General features: G+C 54.5%; 12 protein-coding genes and 1 pseudogene. 3 read left to right on the top strand and 10 right to left on the bottom strand.

Going from position 1 to position 16,653, the window contains the following annotated elements; translation table 11 throughout:
- Positions 1-94: 94 nt before the first annotated feature.
- Positions 95-1,549, bottom strand: coding sequence for a PstS family phosphate ABC transporter substrate-binding protein (locus BLR08_RS10170; protein WP_176835472.1), 1,455 nt, complete (start codon positions 1,547-1,549; stop codon positions 95-97).
- A 211-nt stretch (positions 1,550-1,760) separates the two neighbouring features.
- Between BLR08_RS10170 and BLR08_RS10165 the strand changes: the two genes are divergently transcribed.
- Positions 1,761-2,843 carry an AI-2E family transporter gene (locus BLR08_RS10165; protein WP_256257489.1) on the top strand — a complete coding sequence of 361 codons (1,083 nt, stop codon included), beginning with the start codon at positions 1,761-1,763 and terminating at the stop codon, positions 2,841-2,843.
- 134 nt (positions 2,844-2,977) lie between these two features.
- Here BLR08_RS10165 and BLR08_RS10160 read toward each other — a convergent pair whose 3' ends face one another.
- From BLR08_RS10160 to BLR08_RS10125, 9 genes and pseudogenes are all read right to left on the bottom strand, one after another.
- Complete coding sequence (locus BLR08_RS10160) at positions 2,978-4,069, bottom strand: Ger(x)C family spore germination protein (protein ID WP_072329083.1); 1,092 nt, start codon at positions 4,067-4,069, stop codon at positions 2,978-2,980.
- Positions 4,045-5,154, bottom strand: coding sequence for a hypothetical protein (locus tag BLR08_RS10155; protein ID WP_083536835.1), 1,110 nt, complete (start codon positions 5,152-5,154; stop codon positions 4,045-4,047). The genes BLR08_RS10160 and BLR08_RS10155 overlap by 25 nt, the downstream gene beginning before the upstream one ends.
- Positions 5,147-6,496 carry a spore germination protein gene (locus tag BLR08_RS10150; RefSeq protein WP_072329081.1) on the bottom strand — a complete coding sequence of 450 codons (1,350 nt, stop codon included), beginning with the start codon at positions 6,494-6,496 and terminating at the stop codon, positions 5,147-5,149. Before BLR08_RS10150 ends, BLR08_RS10155 begins: the two co-directional genes overlap by 8 nt.
- Before the next feature lie 116 nt (positions 6,497-6,612).
- Entirely contained in the window at positions 6,613-8,481 is a 1,869-nt protein-coding gene (locus tag BLR08_RS10145; RefSeq protein WP_256257487.1) for a cyclic nucleotide-binding domain-containing protein, read from the bottom strand.
- A 74-nt stretch (positions 8,482-8,555) separates the two neighbouring features.
- The gene (locus BLR08_RS10140) at positions 8,556-9,161 is read right to left on the bottom strand and encodes a hypothetical protein (protein ID WP_072329232.1); all 606 of its coding nucleotides are present in this window, start codon (positions 9,159-9,161) and stop codon (positions 8,556-8,558) included.
- Between the two features lie 160 nt (positions 9,162-9,321).
- On the bottom strand, positions 9,322-11,754 hold the full coding sequence (locus tag BLR08_RS10135; protein WP_072329079.1) for an EAL domain-containing protein: 2,433 nt from the start codon (positions 11,752-11,754) through the stop codon (positions 9,322-9,324).
- 384 nt (positions 11,755-12,138) lie between these two features.
- Positions 12,139-12,690, bottom strand: coding sequence for a hypothetical protein (locus BLR08_RS10130; RefSeq protein WP_072329078.1), 552 nt, complete (start codon positions 12,688-12,690; stop codon positions 12,139-12,141).
- A gap of 327 nt (positions 12,691-13,017) precedes the next feature.
- Positions 13,018-13,174: pseudogene (locus BLR08_RS30610) on the bottom strand (divalent metal cation transporter); the annotation flags it as partial.
- Positions 13,153-14,868 carry a DUF6138 family protein gene (locus BLR08_RS10125; protein WP_072329077.1) on the bottom strand — a complete coding sequence of 572 codons (1,716 nt, stop codon included), beginning with the start codon at positions 14,866-14,868 and terminating at the stop codon, positions 13,153-13,155. The gene BLR08_RS10125 and the pseudogene BLR08_RS30610, both read right to left, overlap by 22 nt.
- 442 nt (positions 14,869-15,310) lie before the next feature.
- Here BLR08_RS10125 and BLR08_RS10120 point away from each other — a divergent pair, with 442 nt between their 5' ends.
- Together BLR08_RS10120 and BLR08_RS10115 are read left to right on the top strand one after the other, a co-directional pair.
- Positions 15,311-15,880: a class I SAM-dependent methyltransferase gene (locus BLR08_RS10120; RefSeq protein WP_072329076.1), complete on the top strand. Its 570-nt coding sequence runs from the start codon at positions 15,311-15,313 to the stop codon at positions 15,878-15,880.
- A 7-nt stretch (positions 15,881-15,887) separates the two neighbouring features.
- Positions 15,888-16,493 carry a DedA family protein gene (locus BLR08_RS10115; RefSeq protein ID WP_072329075.1) on the top strand — a complete coding sequence of 202 codons (606 nt, stop codon included), beginning with the start codon at positions 15,888-15,890 and terminating at the stop codon, positions 16,491-16,493.
- The last annotated feature ends 160 nt before the right edge of the window (positions 16,494-16,653 follow it).

The following is a 16,653-nucleotide window of genomic DNA, read 5'->3' as shown; positions in this document are numbered from 1 at the left end:
CGGGCGGAAGCGGCTTTTCGCCCGAAACGCACGCGGGGCATAGCCAAGGACATGTCTGCCCGCGCTATGCCCCGCGGCGATTCCGCCGGCCGAGTTACTTCTCCTCCAGCGGCACGAAGCCGCCGTCTTGGATCGCGCGGCTGCCTTCACCGCTCTGAAGCCACGCCAGCAGACGCCCGGCCGGTCCGCTTGCAGGCTCATCCTCCCTCGTAACGGCGTACAGGAGAGCCGTATAAGGATATTGCCCGTTTCGGATATTGGCCTGGCTTGGCTCGATGCCGTCAACCGCCACAAACTTTACTTCTTCCCGTCTGTACATGCTGCTGGCGAAATAGTAGAACGAAAAGCCGATGGCCTGCCTGGAGTTGCGGTAATCGGCCACCGCGTCGATTAAGCCGCCCATTCCTCCGGCCTTCCGTTCGGTAGGCGGTTCTGCCAGCGTCAGTCCTTTCATCACCTTGGTCTCCATATAAGTCTGGCTGCCGGAATTGGCTTCGCGCTGGAAGGCGATGATCTGCTGGTCTTCGCCGCCTGCCTGCCGCCAGTTCGTGATCCGGCCGGCATAGATGTCCCGGATCTGCTCGGTGCTCAGCCGGTCGATAGGATTCGATCGGTGTAACAGGAAGATGAACGCATCCTTGCCGATCGGCGTCAGCTTCAGCTTAACTCCCTGCTCCTGGGCCAGCCTTTCTTCCTCCCCCGATGGCCCGGCAACCAGAATCAGATCGGCCTTTTTCCCGATAAGATTCTCATAAGCCTGATGGGTCGTATTGAAACGGATGCCTTCCCTCTCCGCATAGGGCCGGTTCACTCCGGTCAGCCGGGTCAGCATGATCTGGGCAAAAGGGATGGCTGCCGTCGCTCCATCGATCTTCGGGAACTGCTGCAGCGTCATGCTCGCTTGCCGCGGCATCAGCAAGGATAGGATCAGCACGCAAGCGGCTGCGGCGGGAATTGACGCGCAGCCGGCGAACAGCCGCCCGATAGTCAGCCTTGCTCCAAAGCGTTGTACGATCCAGATGCCCAGCCAAGCGCCGCAGGTGGGAACCAGGGAGAGGAGCAGGCCGATGAGCTTGACCGCATTCGTATCCGCGATGTAGCTGCTCAGCAATTCCTTCACCGGCGCCGCCCAATAGATGTAGACCGCGAACGGCAGCCAGGTCAAGCTGTCCAGCTCCGATGTCGACCCGCGAAGGGAGAGATAGAGGGACAGCCAGATCACGCAAGCGATCACGGCAACGGATGAGACGGCGGCAACCCAGACCCATACGGCTCCCCTGTTCCGCCAGGCAAGCAGCATGCCCGCGCCGGTGAACACAAGGCCGGCCATCGACACGTAGAGGAAGGAAGCCGCAATCACGCTGGCATCGCTCCAGGTTGTCTTCAGCAGAAACTCTTCGCGCGGCGAGAGGAACAATACGCCCAGGAAGTTGAACATCACATACAAAATGAGTATAAGAATTCCCCATGCGAAAGCAACCAGGATATTGCCCCGAACAGGCCGTCCCGGAGAAGTTTCTTTTGTATCTTTCACTTGAGCATCGTTCACCTGCTTCGCCCCCGGTGCATATGGTTGATCTGCCGTTATGCCGGCCATAAAGTGCCAGGTTTTGGCAAACTACGGATATTGTATCACGATCCTTCTGTGCGCGAAACCGTCAAACAAGCTTGCTTGCGGCCGAACAGCGATGTGATTCAGAGATCATTCAGCCGTTTAATGGACAACGTACATGCATCATGAACCTGAGGAGTGGACGAGCTTGATTCAAAGCCGATTTTTGCAGGTATGCCTTGGCATCATAGCGGTGCTGCTTATTATTTTCCTTACTTCCAAGATCAGCTTCATATTCAAGCCCTTATTCACGACGGTCAACCTGCTGATCGTTCCGTTTATGCTGTCGGGCTTTTTCTTTTATTTGCTGCGGCCGCTCGTCCTGTTTTTTGAGAAGCAGCGGATGCACAAAGCATTGTCCATTCTTTTAATTTACTTCGTATTGGCCGGCTCGGTCGTCCTCTTCTTCATCCTGATCTGGCCGACGCTGCAAACACAGGTCCAGAACTTCGCCGAGAGCGCGCCGGAGCTGATCGAGGACTTCGGCGTACAGATCGACAACCTTCAGAAAAACCGGCTGATCTCCATGCTTACCCCCGGTCAGAGCGATCTGTCGGCCAAGCTGTCCGAATACTTGAACATGCTGATCACCGCCGCGTCCGATTATGTGACCCGAGTGGTCGGGGTGGTGACCAGCTTCGTCATCGTGGTCGCGACGGTTCCGATCATTTTGTACTACATGCTGAAGGACGGAGAGCATATCCCTTCTTCCATCCTGCATCTCATCCCCCGCCGGTACCGCCGGGACGGCCGCGAGGTGCTGCTGGAGATCGATTCGGCCTTAAGCGGATTCATCATCGGTCGGGTCATTATTACCGGACTGCTCGGCGTCCTGCTGTACATCGGCTACTTGATCATCGGCCTGCCGTACTCTCTGCTGCTGGCGCTTATCGCCACCGTGCTTAATATCATCCCGTACATCGGCCCGCTGCTCGGCGCGATACCGCCGCTGATCGTAGCTTTCACCGTTTCCCCGATGATGGTCTTCTGGGTGCTGGTCGCTACGCTGATCGCGCAGCAGATCGAGGACAATCTGCTCTCTCCGCAAATTTACGGCAAGCGGCTGGATATTCATCCGCTGACGACGGTCATTCTCGTGCTCGTCGCCGGCGGAGTTGCGGGATTGCTTGGCGTTATTCTGGCGATACCCGCTTATATGGTCGTGAAAATTATTTTCGCCCGCATCTATAACCTTTTTCTCGCCGACAAGGTAGAAGAACTGGTCGAATGAGTCACAGGACTTCCTCCGCCCGCGAACGACAAATAAGCTGCGGATCATAATGATCGGCAGCTTATTTGTCGCTCGGTGGAACAGAGGCAAGCAGGTCGGGCCTGCTCCTCCACCATCCCTTCCTTCCCCCCCGTTCAAAGCACTTTGCCTGTGACTTTCAGCTCGACCTTTGCCGTTACCCGGAATTCCAGCTCGGGATACATTTGCAGCCATTTTTCATATTTGGGGCCATCCCCCATGGTCCGGGACACGTAACGTAATCCTAATCCGATCGGGTCAACCTCATGCTCCTTGAGCTTGTTCAACAGAAGCTTCATCCGCTGCTCCACATCTTCCTTCAACAGCTTGTTATAATAGTGGATCGTATCGGGATCGATATCCCGCTTGTCAAAATGCTCTTCCTCCAGTATGCCTTCGATTTTGAGCTCGTAATTCACATAAGGCCTTGCCTGCTGTCCTGTAACAATCCGATAGCTGGCGCTTGACCGCTCCACATTCATAGAGAATACCACCGGTTGGGTTATCGCGAGGTCGGATTTCAGATTTCGTTCTGTCAGCAGCTTAAGCAATCTTGTTTCCGGCGGCGACAGCTTCAGCACTCCCTTGCCCTTGCCGAACAGCATCGACTTGTCGATCACAAGATCATCCCGCTTCGCTTCTACGACAGGCATGATGGGATCAAGCCCCTCCTCGGTCAGACGACGCTCCAGGTCGAATAGATACGTACGGATAATATAGGGAGATTCCGTCCCTTCATGGCCAAGCGCCAGGAACAGCGAATTCGCGGGTATGCGTTCGCCCTTCGGCTTGACCTGCAGCACGGCCTCGGCAGTCGGCGATCCGACTGATACCAGACCTACCTGCTGGATATCTCTTCGGCGGGCCGCCCAATCAATAATCGACGATATGTTTTCTTTCGCCACCTCCTCACCGATCACAATCGCTTTGGTATGGCTGTAGTCCAGCTCCTTGTCCACTTTCGATTTCATCCTGCGCAGCGCTTCAGCGATGCTTTTGGATTCCTGCTCCAACACGGCGAACTGCTGCGTCCCTCCCTTGGGATCGCCTTGGGGCATGGCGATTTTCAATAAAACCTTATAACCGCCTGCTGCGCTTTGGGATTTATCGAAGCCGATAGCTACCGCGAATAAACGTTTGTCGATATCCTTGAAGCCGCAGCCTCCCAGCAGCACAAGGAGAATTAGAGCGATCGCTGCTTTTTGCATAACTGGTTATACCTCCGCACGGCGTATAGAAATATAGCGATATAGAAAAACTCTGCAAGAAACCGGAGCTGCAGAAAGTAAATCCCCGCCTGTTGGAACGAAATTTCGTTAAGCTGCTTCAGCCAAACCGTTGCGGCGGCAAACAAGACGACGATGACGACTCCTGCCCGCTCCGGTCCGAACCTTTTGGACCTTGCATGCGTAAAGCTTTTGAACATCTCCACGCCCACATGCCAGTTAATAATCGCATTCATCAGCGACATCATCAGATACATCAAATAGAAAACGAACAGCACCCTTTCTACTACGAAAAACTCGATATGAATCGAATCGGCCGTGGTGAACCAGGGATAACTATGCTTGGCCACCCCGATCGTACCATGGTAAGCAATAGGGATCAGAAAGGTAGTGAGCAGCACGCCGAAGCTGAAGATCGGGAACATCCACAGATGGCGGAGCGGAAGCGGCTTCAATACCCGGTTCAGCAAGATAATGCTTTCATAACCGGTAAAGATGAATACAGCTCCGCTAACCGACGTAAAATTCGGCCGGTTCCACACATGAGTGAACATGGAAATCACGGCGTCCCAGCCGAATTGCGAGCTGAGCAGCGACTTGATGAAGAAATAAATGACCATCGGCAGGCTGAGCAGCAAAATAGCTTCCAGCGCAAATAACACCGTGCGCGACGAAGTCAGCGCCGCGCCGCAAACCATCACCAGAAAGCCCGTCAAAATCAGATACTGAGGCACATCCGGACTAATAAACCGCTGCGTAATATCAACGAAGGACAGCAGTGTTATAACCCCTCCGGCACACCAAAATGCCATGTTTACGCCGAGCAGCGCATTCTTCAACCAAGCAGGGAACACCCGGGTATACAGCTCGGGCAAGCCCACCCCGGGTATTTTCAGGATAGTGCCCGTTACGACATACAGCATGACCGTTCCTACAACTATTGCCACGAAAATGGACATCAAAGCCCCGCCAAAGCGATGATCGATCAGTGTTCGCGGCACGAAATTGATAATATTGATCAGCCCGTTAAGGACGAACAAATACACGAAATATTTGCTGCTAAGCAAGGGTTTCATCCCCTCTTCGGTTTCCGTGCGGAAGGATGGTGAAGTAAGGCACCCCAAAGCTTCTCAGGCTCGAGAGATACATGATCAGGGCAATGACGCCGAGCACAATCCCGACCAGCCCGAGGAAGCTTGCCAGCAGCACAAAGCCGTATTTGATCACGCGGATGGAGAAGTTCATCATGTTTATCGGAATGATGAAATTGGAGATGGCGACCGCCGATACAAGAATGATCATAATATTGCCCACAAGCCCCGCTTCCGTAGCGGCTTGGCCTAATATCAAGCCCCCTACGGTTGTCGCCGTCGGGCCGATCGTTTTGGGCAGCCGCAAGCTGGCCTCCACGAGAAATTCCATCATGATCAGCATGAACAGCACCTCGACGAAAGACGGATACGGAACGGAAGCGCGGCTGCCGGCAATAAGCAGGGTAATCTGGACCTTCAGAATTTCCGGATTGAAGGACGTGAATGCCACATAAAACGCAGGAATGGTCAAGGCTATCAGCAACCCCATCAAGCGGAGCACCTTCAGGAAAATACCGACCATCGGCAACTGAAATTTATCGTCCATCGCCGCGAAAAAATCATAAAAGATGGAAGGCAGGATAATAGCAAATCCCGACGTATCCAGCAGAAGAGCAATTTTGCCCTCGGCTATGTTTTTGACGGTCCGATCCGGACGCTCTGTGATGAGCATCGTCGGAAACAGGTTGAATTTGGCCGGTGTCAAGTATTGCATCAGCTCACCACTTGATTGGAGCATATCAATATCCAACTCGGCCAGACGCGACTTCAGCTCGGCCAATATTTTCTTGCTTGCTCTGCTGCTATCATAGGCGATGGCAATTTTTGTCCGGCTCGTGGTCCCGATCGTATGCATCTCAAGCTTCAAATCTTCGGACGGATACCGGCGGCGCAGCAAATTTATATTCGTTTCCAAATTTTCGTTAAACGAATCGGATGGACCTTGGACAACGCTCTCCACCTTGGCATCCTTAATGCCGCCGGTCTCTACCTTTTTCGCGTCGAACAGCAGTATATCCGATCCGATGAAAAGCACGACGAATCCGCCCAGAAGCGCCTCGATCGCTTCACTCGGATGCTCCGCGCGCTTGGAACCGGGGAATGAAGTGATGTACATATGAAACCTGCGTTCATTGCTTATCTCGTTCCACGGCTTGATTAAGGATTGCTTGATCGTGATAGAGTCGCACATACTGGCCAGGTAGAGCACATCAATCGAGCAGGACTCGGTCGCTATCGTTCGGCTTTCCAGATCCCCGTTGTCTACCAGCCTCTTCAGTATCCATTCCTTGTCTGATCTTAACGGATGATCGCTCATCGGACACCCACCTCCCTTCCTTATAAGTATTCCCATTCATTGCCTAATCACTCGCTTCGAGAGGAAAAAGAAAGAGGACCCCGCTCCATGAGCAAGGTCCTGCTTTTCGTCTATATCTAAGATTTCGCCGCCTCGGGCAGCCTGAGCGCCTGACCGCAACGCGGACAATAACGCGTGTCCCTCGGACATTGGGTCCCGCATGATTCACAGCTGAGTAGACGTCCACTCTGCTCGTCCCCTTCCTCAGGGGGCGCGGCGGCCGAGCCAAGCGCGGGATTCAGCGAGGTCAGCACGCGAAGCTCTTCCGCCGAGCCGGACCGGATCAGCCTCAGCAGCAAGGCGATGCCTGCGCCGCCCGCAGCCGCCATCCCGGCCAACCGCAGCAGTCCGCTGGCGAAATGATAATCCCACAGCGCATGCAGGAGGACGCTGGCGAGCAGCAGCCCCGCCATGTTCCACAGCCCTGCCGCCCGGCTGACTGCCGCCTGTCCGTTCATGATGCCGCGTCTGGAGCCAAACCATAAGCCAACTGCCGCTATCGCCGTCCAAGTGCCATGGCCGAACGGGGAGAGCAATGCTCTCAGCCATAAGACGGCCAGCATACTCCCTGCGGCTCCGGCTTCCCAGAAGGTCCATCCGTAGACCAGACTTTCGACGGCCGCGAATCCCATCCCAGCTGCGGCACCGAATACGATCGCGTCCATCTTGAAGCGATGCGTCCGCCCTCTGAGGAACAGCCAGCAGATCAGCAGCTTCGATGCTTCTTCGATCAGAGCTACGGTCAGAGGAACATGGAGTTGGGCGAATAGTTGGGGATCATACGCTTCTCCTTCGCCGAACAGCCATCGCCTTTCGAGGAAAAATGCAAGCGGAACGGCGACGGCAGCCGAAGCTGCGAAGGCCCCGATCAGACGGGTCAGGCGAAAGCCAAGCAGTTGCGAGCTTCTGGCATAAGCCACAAAGGTGACCGGACCCGCCAGCGCTCCGGCTGCAAGCGCAGCATACACCCAGAAAGCGCCCTCCAGCCAGATGGCTAGCACGGTCGCCAGCAGGAACAGTCCTCCTGCCGCGAGCAAGACGTCCACCCAGAGCTGCCGGTTCGGCTGCAGCCGTTCGGATAGCGATCGCGACCGGGCAGGCGAAGCAGGCTCATCCTCCTGTTCCGCCTTCCCCCACAATCGCTCTGCCGCTTCCGCAAGCTCCGGTCTGCGTAGGCCCAGCGCCGTAAGGAACTGCCGCTTCACCGGTCCATACTGCATCAGGATGAAGCCAAACTCTTCTTTGCCTATGGACAGCAGCAGCCCATCCTCCAGCGCTCTGACGGTCGCCGTGTGCGAAGAGCCGGTCAGCAGCGCAATCTCGCCTACATAATCCCCTTGTCTAAGCACAGCAATGCGCTTGCCGCCCGAGCACACCTCGAAGCTGCCCGAGCCCACCGTATAGAAGCAGTCCGCCTGCGCTCCCTCATGCACAATGAGCTCTCCCTTGGCCGCCTGAACCAAAATGGTGATCTCGGCAAGACCGCGCAGCTCCGAATCGGGGATGGAAGACCAGATCGACGCCTTGCTCAGCAAGCCGTGAATCGTCCGGATACGAGCGGAATAGGTCAAACTCTCATGAAACATCGGACTGGAGGCCGACAGCTTGCGGAAGGCCTCCCGGTCCAAACGAAGAGCCAGCACCTCGCCCGAGGCCTGGACTGTCGCCGTTCTCCGCTCGGATGAGAGGAGCGCGATCTCGCCGATCAGCGCTCCCGGTCCGAGCGCGGCAAGCTGCACCTGACTGCCGACCAAGGAGCGTGCGGTCACCTTGACCTCTCCGGAGATCAGAAAGAAACAATCGTCTCCGACCGCTCCTTCCCGAATCAGCAGCTCGCCGTCAGCATAGCGCATCCATTCCATCGTTGCGGCGGCCGATGCCAGCTCAAGGTCCGGTACGCCGTGCAGCAGCGTATGCCCCTTCAATATCTCCACAAAATTGTCCATCCTCATGACCTCTCCATACGGAAAAAGGAATTCGCCATGGCAGATTCCGGGACCGTTCTCCTATAATGATACGATTATCGCATATTTCCGATGATACTGCTGCGGCTATCCTGCATTTTTTTGATGAAATTCGTCATCACATCGAATGCTTCGTTGCGCTTGTTCGTCAAGCTCTGCAATCTGAGCATGTCCATCTGCTGCGAGTTTGCTATCGCATCGATCTTGCTCTTCAGAGAAGCTGCCAAGGTGTCAAATTCCGCTGATGTGAAGCTCTGCTTGGCGGCGGCTTCTTGATCAAACTCTTTCAGGCTTTCTTTTATCGGGGCCGGCAGCGCATAAGGCGCTTGGCCCGTTCTCTGCTTGTAGATTTCGGACAATATCATGTTCATCGCTAAAATTTGATTATTGCGCTGCTGGACCGCCGCTAATTGGTCATTGAGCTGGTTTTCCAGAAGCGACGCGCGGTTGCTCTGCACCGTCATAAGCATTGTCTCAATATCCATAGAGGATAAATTATTAAGATTCAAGCCGTTCACGCTGCCGATCGAGTTGTTCGTCGCGCCCTGCCCCAGCGCTTGCTTCACCGAGCTGTGAGCCGCATCGTTCAGCATGATGCCTCCTCCTGCTACGACGCCTATCAGCAGCGCTCCTGCTGCTGTCGCTATTGACCTTCTGTTCATCTCCATACCCCCGGGTAAGATCTTAAAGTTCGCTCCTGTAACTACAGAACTTAGGATACCATACTCCCCTCCGCATTACTGTAGCCTCTGCCACATTTTGCGCAATTGGGTTCGGGATAAGCAGTAAAAGCCATCACATCCGCTCCGGCGCCGCGCTCCGTCACTCCAGCCCTCTCTGCGGGACGAAGAAGGCCTGCTCTACATCGTTTGCAGACAGAGGCTTGCTGAAGTAATACCCCTGAATCTCCTTGCAATCGTTGACCATCAAAATATCCAGCTGCTCCTTCGTTTCGATGCCTTCGGCGATGACCTCCATATCCAGATGCTGGGCCATCGAGATGATCGTGGCCACGATCGCTTTATCATTGTTGTTTCCGGTAATATCCTGAATAAAGGAACGGTCTATCTTCAGCCTATGGATAGGGAACATCTTCAGATAGCTGAGCGAGCTGTAGCCTGTGCCGAAGTCATCCAGGCTGATTCGAATCCCGATACTCGTTAGCTCGTTCAGAATCTGGATAGACACCGACGGGTCCATCATCATGCTCTCCGTAATCTCCAGCTCCAGAAAACGCGGCTCCAGGCCCGTTTCCTCGAGAATCTGACGGATATAATTGACCAAGTTGATCTGATGAAACTGCTGCGAGGATAAATTCACGGATACGGGAATCAGCGGCCCTCCCGCCGCATGCCATTCCCTCATCTGGCGGCACGCCTCGCGCAGCACCCAGGTGCCGATTTCATTGATCAGCCCGGTCTCCTCCGCAATCGGAACGAACATGCCGGGGGAGATCGTCCCCCTGTCGGGATGCTGCCAGCGAACCAATGCTTCCACGCCGACCATGCGGCCGTCCCGGGCCCGAATCTGAGGCTGATATTGCAGGAACAGCTGCCCGCGCTCCAGCGCCTTTCTCAGCTCCGACTCCAGCTCGATCTTCTCCTGCAGCTTTTCATTCAACTCCAGATTGTAGAACTGGTAGCCGTTTTTGCCTTTTTTCTTCACTTCATACATGGCCGTATCAGCGTTTTTCAACAGCTGCTCCGCGCTTTGCCCGTGACCGGGGTAGATGGCGATTCCTATGCTGGCCGTTACGTAAAAATCGCTTTCCTTCAGCCGGTAAGGCTGCTGAAGATCCGCGATCACCCGCTTCGCCAGATTAGCCGCCTCTTCTTCCCGGGCTCCCGCGAAGAGCAAGGTGAACTCGTCCCCGCCCATCCGTGCCAAAATGACATCATGACCGCTAACGCTTCGGCTGATTCTGCCGCTCATCTCGCGCAAAAATATATCTCCGTATGTATGACCGAGGGAATCGTTAATATTTTTGAACCGGTCAAAATCCATCACCATGACGGCGAAGCTTCCTCCATGCTCATGTACGCGCTGCAGCGTCTGCTCCAGCGCTTCATTGAACCTCCGCCTGTTCGGCAGTCCAGTCAATTCATCGTGGAAAGCGAGATGGCGGACCTTCTCCTTGGCTCTCTTCTCTTCGGAGATATCCCGAATGATGATGTAATACCCGACCAGCTTGTCCGCTATCTCCAGCGGCACATTCATCACATGGAGATCGATAAGCTCCCCGGCCGGCGTCTTCAGCTTGGTCTCATAGCTATGCTTCTCGCCGCCTGCCGAGAGGCCGTGCATTTCCCGTACCCGCCCCTGCTCTTCCTCGGGGATGAGATCGATCAAGTCGGTGAAGGGTCTGTGAATATACTTCGTGCCGTCCACGCCGATGATGCGCGATGCGGCCGGATTGATGGCAAGGACGCGATAGTCCAGATCGACCGTGATGATGCCGTCCTTGTTGTTCTCGTACAAAGATTTGTACATGTTCTCGTTCTCGATGATGACCGATTGCTGCCGTTCAAACCGTCTGGACAAATAAATGCCTATCAAAGAAAAACCGAGGGCCACGGAAGTGCCGGTCGCAATGACATAGGCCAGCGATCTCGTATCCAGCAGCATGCCCGAAGCGAGTCCCGACTTGCCTCCCAGGTGAAAGTGGGCTGCAGACATCCCGGTATAGTGCATCCCGGCTATAGCCGCTCCCATGATCAAGCCGCTGCCGAGCTTCATCCAGCGTTCTCCCCGGCCGTTTTCTCTCCGGAAGTAGAATGACAAGGCCAATGCGGCGAGCGATGCCGTCACCGCAATGATAACCGATAGCGTCACAATCCACGGATCGTAGCTGATATCGACTATCATGGCAGCCATGCCTATGTAATGCATAGCGACAATACCGCTGGCAAGGAGCAGGCTGCCCCCGATCCATTGCAGAACAGACACCTGAATTCTGCCTACGATATGCAAGGCGATCCAGGAAGCGGCCACGGCTGCAAGCACTGACAGGACAACCAGCATAATATCGTAAGCGATCGGAGTAGGCAGAGAGAAAGCCAGCATGCCGACGAAGTGCATCGACCAGATGCCGAGACCCATAGCAGCCGCCCCAAAAGAAAGCCACGCCCACCGGTTTCTGCCGCGGACTTGTCCGAGTCTGCCCACCAGATCCAGGACGGTATAGGATGTAAGGACCGCAACTATATACGAAAATAAAATAAGCTCCAAGTCGTAGGAGCCGTGAACATGTTCCATGGCTTTCCCTCTCTTCGTTGTTCTGCTATTCTATCATATTCCATTAGGCCTATAATTCATAGGCCCAATGTCTCCGTTTCTATTATATCGGCTATTTCTGAACCATTTTTGAAACAATGACAAGTGAAAGGAAAAATTATGCCCGGAGCATGATCTGGCTAGGCTCGGATGTCAGGCTTTGTCGAACTTTCGGGACGGCAAGCCCGGATTATCACCCGGTCCTGAGTTGTTGGGAAAGCATAGGATTTTTAATCGAGGGGTAGTTTAATCCGGCAAGTAGGCTGTTGCGAGGTTTGGCTTGTTCATGAAGGCGCGAGGATGATCCTTTGCCGCCTCCGCCTTCATGATGAGCCAATCAATCGTAGGAACAGGCTTGATTTCCGCTTACTTCCTCTTCCTCAAGTAGAGCATGATCCCGACTCCCAGCCCGGCGGCTATCAAGACAACCGCCGCCCGGCTCCAGACAGAGCGGGGAGCTTCCCCATCTATAAGCTGCATAAGCGGCTTCTCCTCGACCGGAGCTTTGACAGGCAGCGGTAGTTCTTTATCCTTCAGAAACTCAAGCTCCTCGGAAGCCTCCGAGGCTTTCTTGGTGGGAGCGCATAGCGGATTTTCCCATTGCCCGTCTTTCTGCCGCAGGAAAAATACGTAATCCTCGCCCGGCTCGCTCGGCCCCCATAACGAACCCCAGGTGATGTCCTCACCGACGATGAGAGTCGCCGAATCGACGCCCTTGAAGCTTTTGTTTACCGTCAGCCGCACCTGATTGCTGTCCTTCTTCAGAGCGACGTTCTCGACATGCGCCAAAATGACGCCGTCATACGACTCGTAGGCGGCGGCGACAGAAGGCAGCTGCGCACATGACAACGCCCAGGATTTCGAGGCCGGAATCAGCAGAGCCGCTATCAACAACAGAAAAAGCCATTGCCTTTTCATGGGGTCACCTTCCTTTTCCCTATACAGACGGCCAGGACGGTGATTTGTTGCGGCTAGAACAAGTCATAGATCAGAAACAGATTAAGCGCAATAACAAACCCGGCGATCAGCCAGCCGAGCATCGTCGTGGCCCGGTGATTGACGAGACCGCCCATGACGGACCTGCTGGACCTTGATTAGCCTCCGCAATTAATCGCTCTTCATCTATAGCGATTCTAACGCTCTCCAAAAGCGCATCCGGATTGCATAGCCCTAGTTTACAACATGCAGCCCGGCCTTTAGTTAAGGCCGGGCTTATAATTTAGCACGAAGAAACCATTGAGAATACAGCAGGTAGCCGTACTGGGAGCCGGCTGTCAGCTTGGTCGCAAAGCTGCCCGGATCGGGCCGGTCCCAGAAAAGGAAGCACGCGTTTCCAGCCTTTCGTTTCTCCGCGCAGCACGGATTCCGCGTCTTGTCGAGTTATGCGAATTCCTCCCGGCATGTATGGCTTTCCGGGTGTTTGGCCAGCTTCAGCAGCGCAAGGAGCTGGGATTGCTTCGGCTTCCTCTTTTCTTTGCGCGCCTTCGCCTCCAGCTTATCCCGTCCGCCCCAGACAATATCGATCAGATGCCCGGCTTCGAACGGCTCCTTCCTGCGCAGGCTGCGGACGAGCGCCGGGAGATGCTCGTCCGCCTCCAGCACCGCCCGTTCCTTCAGCCTGAAGGCATCCGTACAGCTCAGCAAGCAAGCCGTGAGTGTCGGGATCGTTCCCGGTTCGATGCCATAGGTCTTGAGCCATGCCGATGTGAAGTGATCCTGGACGGACTGATGCTCCTGGTCAACCATCGCCATATACTGCCGCACAAGCGGAAAATAGGCCCGGTCAGCCAGCCCAAGACCAAATACCGCGTAGCTGCCCGGCATACAGCTTTTGTCCCCGGCGCCATCGTCGTACCATTCGTATTCCGCCATCGCTACCCGCGCATACGCCGCCAGCTTCGGGTACAGACTCGGGTACTGGAGAGCGTTGGCGAAGAAACTGTGGGTTTGGCTTCTGGCGAGACCTTTGATGGGCAAATAATGCTTGCTCGCCGAACGGAGCTTGATCTGAAAGCTGCGCGGAAAGCCGCCGTTCAGCAAGCGAAGGATAAAATCCAATGCCTTGGCATAGCTTGCCGGAGACTCTTGAACGATCTTAATCGTAATCGTTGAGAACACATCATGCGCCTGACAAATCACCTTTTCGCTATGGAAGCTCACTTCCTCGGCCTTCAAGCTCCCGCTCCCTTCCTTCAGAATCCGGGCAGCCTTGGCGCTGCCCAGCTCCTTGGCGCGGTCCAGATACCCAAGTGCCGTCCCCCTGCTGTATGCAGGCTCATACTTCAGAATGAGGACAGCCGTATACAACAGCAGCTCGACCGCATTCTCGTCCGGCTGTTGTTCTTCACGCTGCTTGAGCTGGTATTCCTTGCGGTACCATTCCTTCGCCTCGATCTCGTAATAGGCCGGCAGGAAGCTGTGCTCCACCCAATGCTTCAACGCCTGGATAAGATACCGCCGATGATGAACCAGCTTCTCTTTATTCGGCTTGTTTAGCTCCATCACGAGGTCGCATATGCGTTTAATTCTCTCGGCATCAAGCTGCGGACATAGCTCCGTGTTCACCAGATGCCTCGCCAGAAAGAACGTATCCAGCTCATCGGTCGGACTTTTCCCGGCCTGGAGCTCTTGCCGGATGTAGGCTTCCATATGCTCCAGCAGCCTTTGTTTTTTCGCCGGCTCCACCGCATGCAGCACCCGGACGCGGCGGGCTGCTCCGTCGCTGGTCCAGAACGTTCCGGCGACGGTAAATTCAAAATCCAGCAGGGGACTCTGCTGCAAGCTGGCCAGCCTACGCCCCAGCTTCGTCCGCAAGCGCGGCAGCAGCTCGCGCTCCAGCAATTCCTCCGTCAGCCGGTTAGACTGCGGCACACCTCTATAATAGACCTCGGGCGACGTAAAGTCGTCATCCGTGGAGAATACGTTTATACTTCCCTGCCTGTACTCGAACCGGATAAAATCATAGACGCCCGCCTGAAGCGATGTTCGCCGCACGATCGCTTCCGCATCTTTCGCGGCTGCGGTCTGTTCAGCCCATTGCAGGACCGCCGCCGCTATATCCTCTACTACGATTTCCCAGTCCCATTCATGCTCCATGTGTAGCCTTCCACCGCCTATGCCTCTTTATCTATGATGCAAGGAAATCAATAATAGATATATTAACGAAAAACGGCAGCGGGAACAAGACCGATGCCGATGGACACGGGGAGGAAATGAAGCTGTCGAAGTCTATCATTCAGGAATAATACAATTTTATCCATTTTTTATTATTTTTATCTTTTCCCCTTCATATTCGTTGTGCCGGCAACTATAATAAGAGCACGACCCGAATAGGCACTCCTGCCTGTCCGAGTCCTCACCTTCTTATTTAAGCTGAGAACGGCCTAGACTGGACTTAAGTCGAGGCTGTCCGCAAGACTTTGATCCAGTCCTTAACACTACCAAAGCGCGTGTTGAATAATGAGATTCTCTCGTATGATAGTTATACATGAATGGAACCTATCGGACCTATGAATCAAATCTTGGGAGGCTGCTTTCCATGTATACCTTTGTTCAGAACAAGTTATTGTTTCTGCAAAAATTTATTCAATCGCCCAAGCAAATCGGAAGCGTGATCCCCAGCTCAAAATTTTTGGCCAACCGCATGATACAGCTGGTGGATACCCGAGCGACCACCAACATAGCCGAGCTCGGTTCGGGCACCGGAGCCATTACCCGCTATTTCCCCCAGATTACAACCCGCCGTTCCCGTGTTTTTTTGTTCGAGAAAGATGCTGAGCTAAGAAACAGTCTGATGAAGAAATACCCTCATTACCATCATTGTGCGGAGGCCACCGAGATGGTCGCTGCGATTCGGGACAAAGGCGTGGAGCAGCTCGACTGTATCATCAGCGGCCTTCCTTATTTTAACTTTTCCCAATCTGTCCGGGATAAGCTGCTGGAGCAGATCGTACTTTCCCTGAAGCCGAACGGACAATTCATCGCCTTTCAATATTCCTTGCAGATGAAAGAGCAATTGTCACAGTATTTCGACATTGAAGCGATTCACTTCGAGCTGATGAATGTGCCTCCGGCTTTTGTATACGCTTGCCGCAAGCGAAGGGATTGACCGACCGATGGACTACAGCCAACTGACGGATTGGATCGAGCATCTGGGCTACGCGGCTTTATTTTTCTCCTTATGGCTTGGGATCGTGGGTATGCCCATTCCGGATGAAGTTATCGTGATGACCGGGGGCGCTGTAACCTCAGCAGGCTTGCTGCATGCGGTGCCGGCATTTCTGCTTACTTATCTGGGGGTTATCTCGGGGTTGTCCCTGGGCTATGTCCTGGGCAGGTATATCGGGGCGCCCGTTCTGGGCAAGCTGCAGCGCAAGAAAAATATGACCAAATATCTCCGGATATCCGAACAATTAATCGAAAAACACGGGAACGCAGCGCTGTCCTTCAGCTACTTCCTTCCCGTTGTCAGGCATGTCGTTCCTTACCTTGTCGGGATCAATAAGATGAGCTTTTGGAGATATGCCGGCTACTCGTATACGACAGGTTTTGTGTGGACCCTGATCTTCTTCGTGCTCGGACGGTTCGTCGGGCAAGATGTCCCCCGCATAGGGATGCTGATCTACCGGTATGGCATCTATGTGATGTGCGCCGTCGTGCTGCTGGCAGCGATCTATGCGGTTACTGTATTCCTGCGAGGTTATTCGCGGGGAAAATCATAGGCATCCCGGCGCCGGACCTATTCATTTTGCGCCGGGGTCCGCCTGTTCCCCCCTCTCCATCCGCTCGTCAACATGGCTACCCACATATCGGCTGCAGCAGCACCGGACTAGGCCAAATGGGGAACAATCGCCGGTCAAGAAACGAAAAAACGATACTGAG

This window comes from Paenibacillus sp. cl123 (assembly GCF_900101595.1).
Classification (GTDB): Bacteria; Bacillota; Bacilli; order Paenibacillales; family NBRC-103111; genus Paenibacillus_G.
Note: the sequence above shows the minus strand (reverse complement) of the source record. Positions and strands in the feature narration are given on the sequence as shown.

Coding starts and splice junctions, on each gene's coding strand:
- BLR08_RS10160 (WP_072329083.1), bottom strand. CDS start 4,069: ATGCAAAAAGCAGCGATCGCTCTAATTCTCCTTGTGCTGCTGGGAGGC.
- BLR08_RS10150 (WP_072329081.1), bottom strand. CDS start 6,496: ATGAGCGATCATCCGTTAAGATCAGACAAGGAATGGATACTGAAGAGG.
- BLR08_RS10145 (WP_256257487.1), bottom strand. CDS start 8,481: ATGGACAATTTTGTGGAGATATTGAAGGGGCATACGCTGCTGCACGGC.
- BLR08_RS10140 (WP_072329232.1), bottom strand. CDS start 9,161: ATGAACAGAAGGTCAATAGCGACAGCAGCAGGAGCGCTGCTGATAGGC.
- BLR08_RS10135 (WP_072329079.1), bottom strand. CDS start 11,754: ATGGAACATGTTCACGGCTCCTACGACTTGGAGCTTATTTTATTTTCG.
- BLR08_RS10130 (WP_072329078.1), bottom strand. CDS start 12,690: ATGAAAAGGCAATGGCTTTTTCTGTTGTTGATAGCGGCTCTGCTGATT.
- BLR08_RS10125 (WP_072329077.1), bottom strand. CDS start 14,868: ATGGAGCATGAATGGGACTGGGAAATCGTAGTAGAGGATATAGCGGCG.
- BLR08_RS10120 (WP_072329076.1), top strand. CDS start 15,311: ATGTATACCTTTGTTCAGAACAAGTTATTGTTTCTGCAAAAATTTATT.
- BLR08_RS10115 (WP_072329075.1), top strand. CDS start 15,888: ATGGACTACAGCCAACTGACGGATTGGATCGAGCATCTGGGCTACGCG.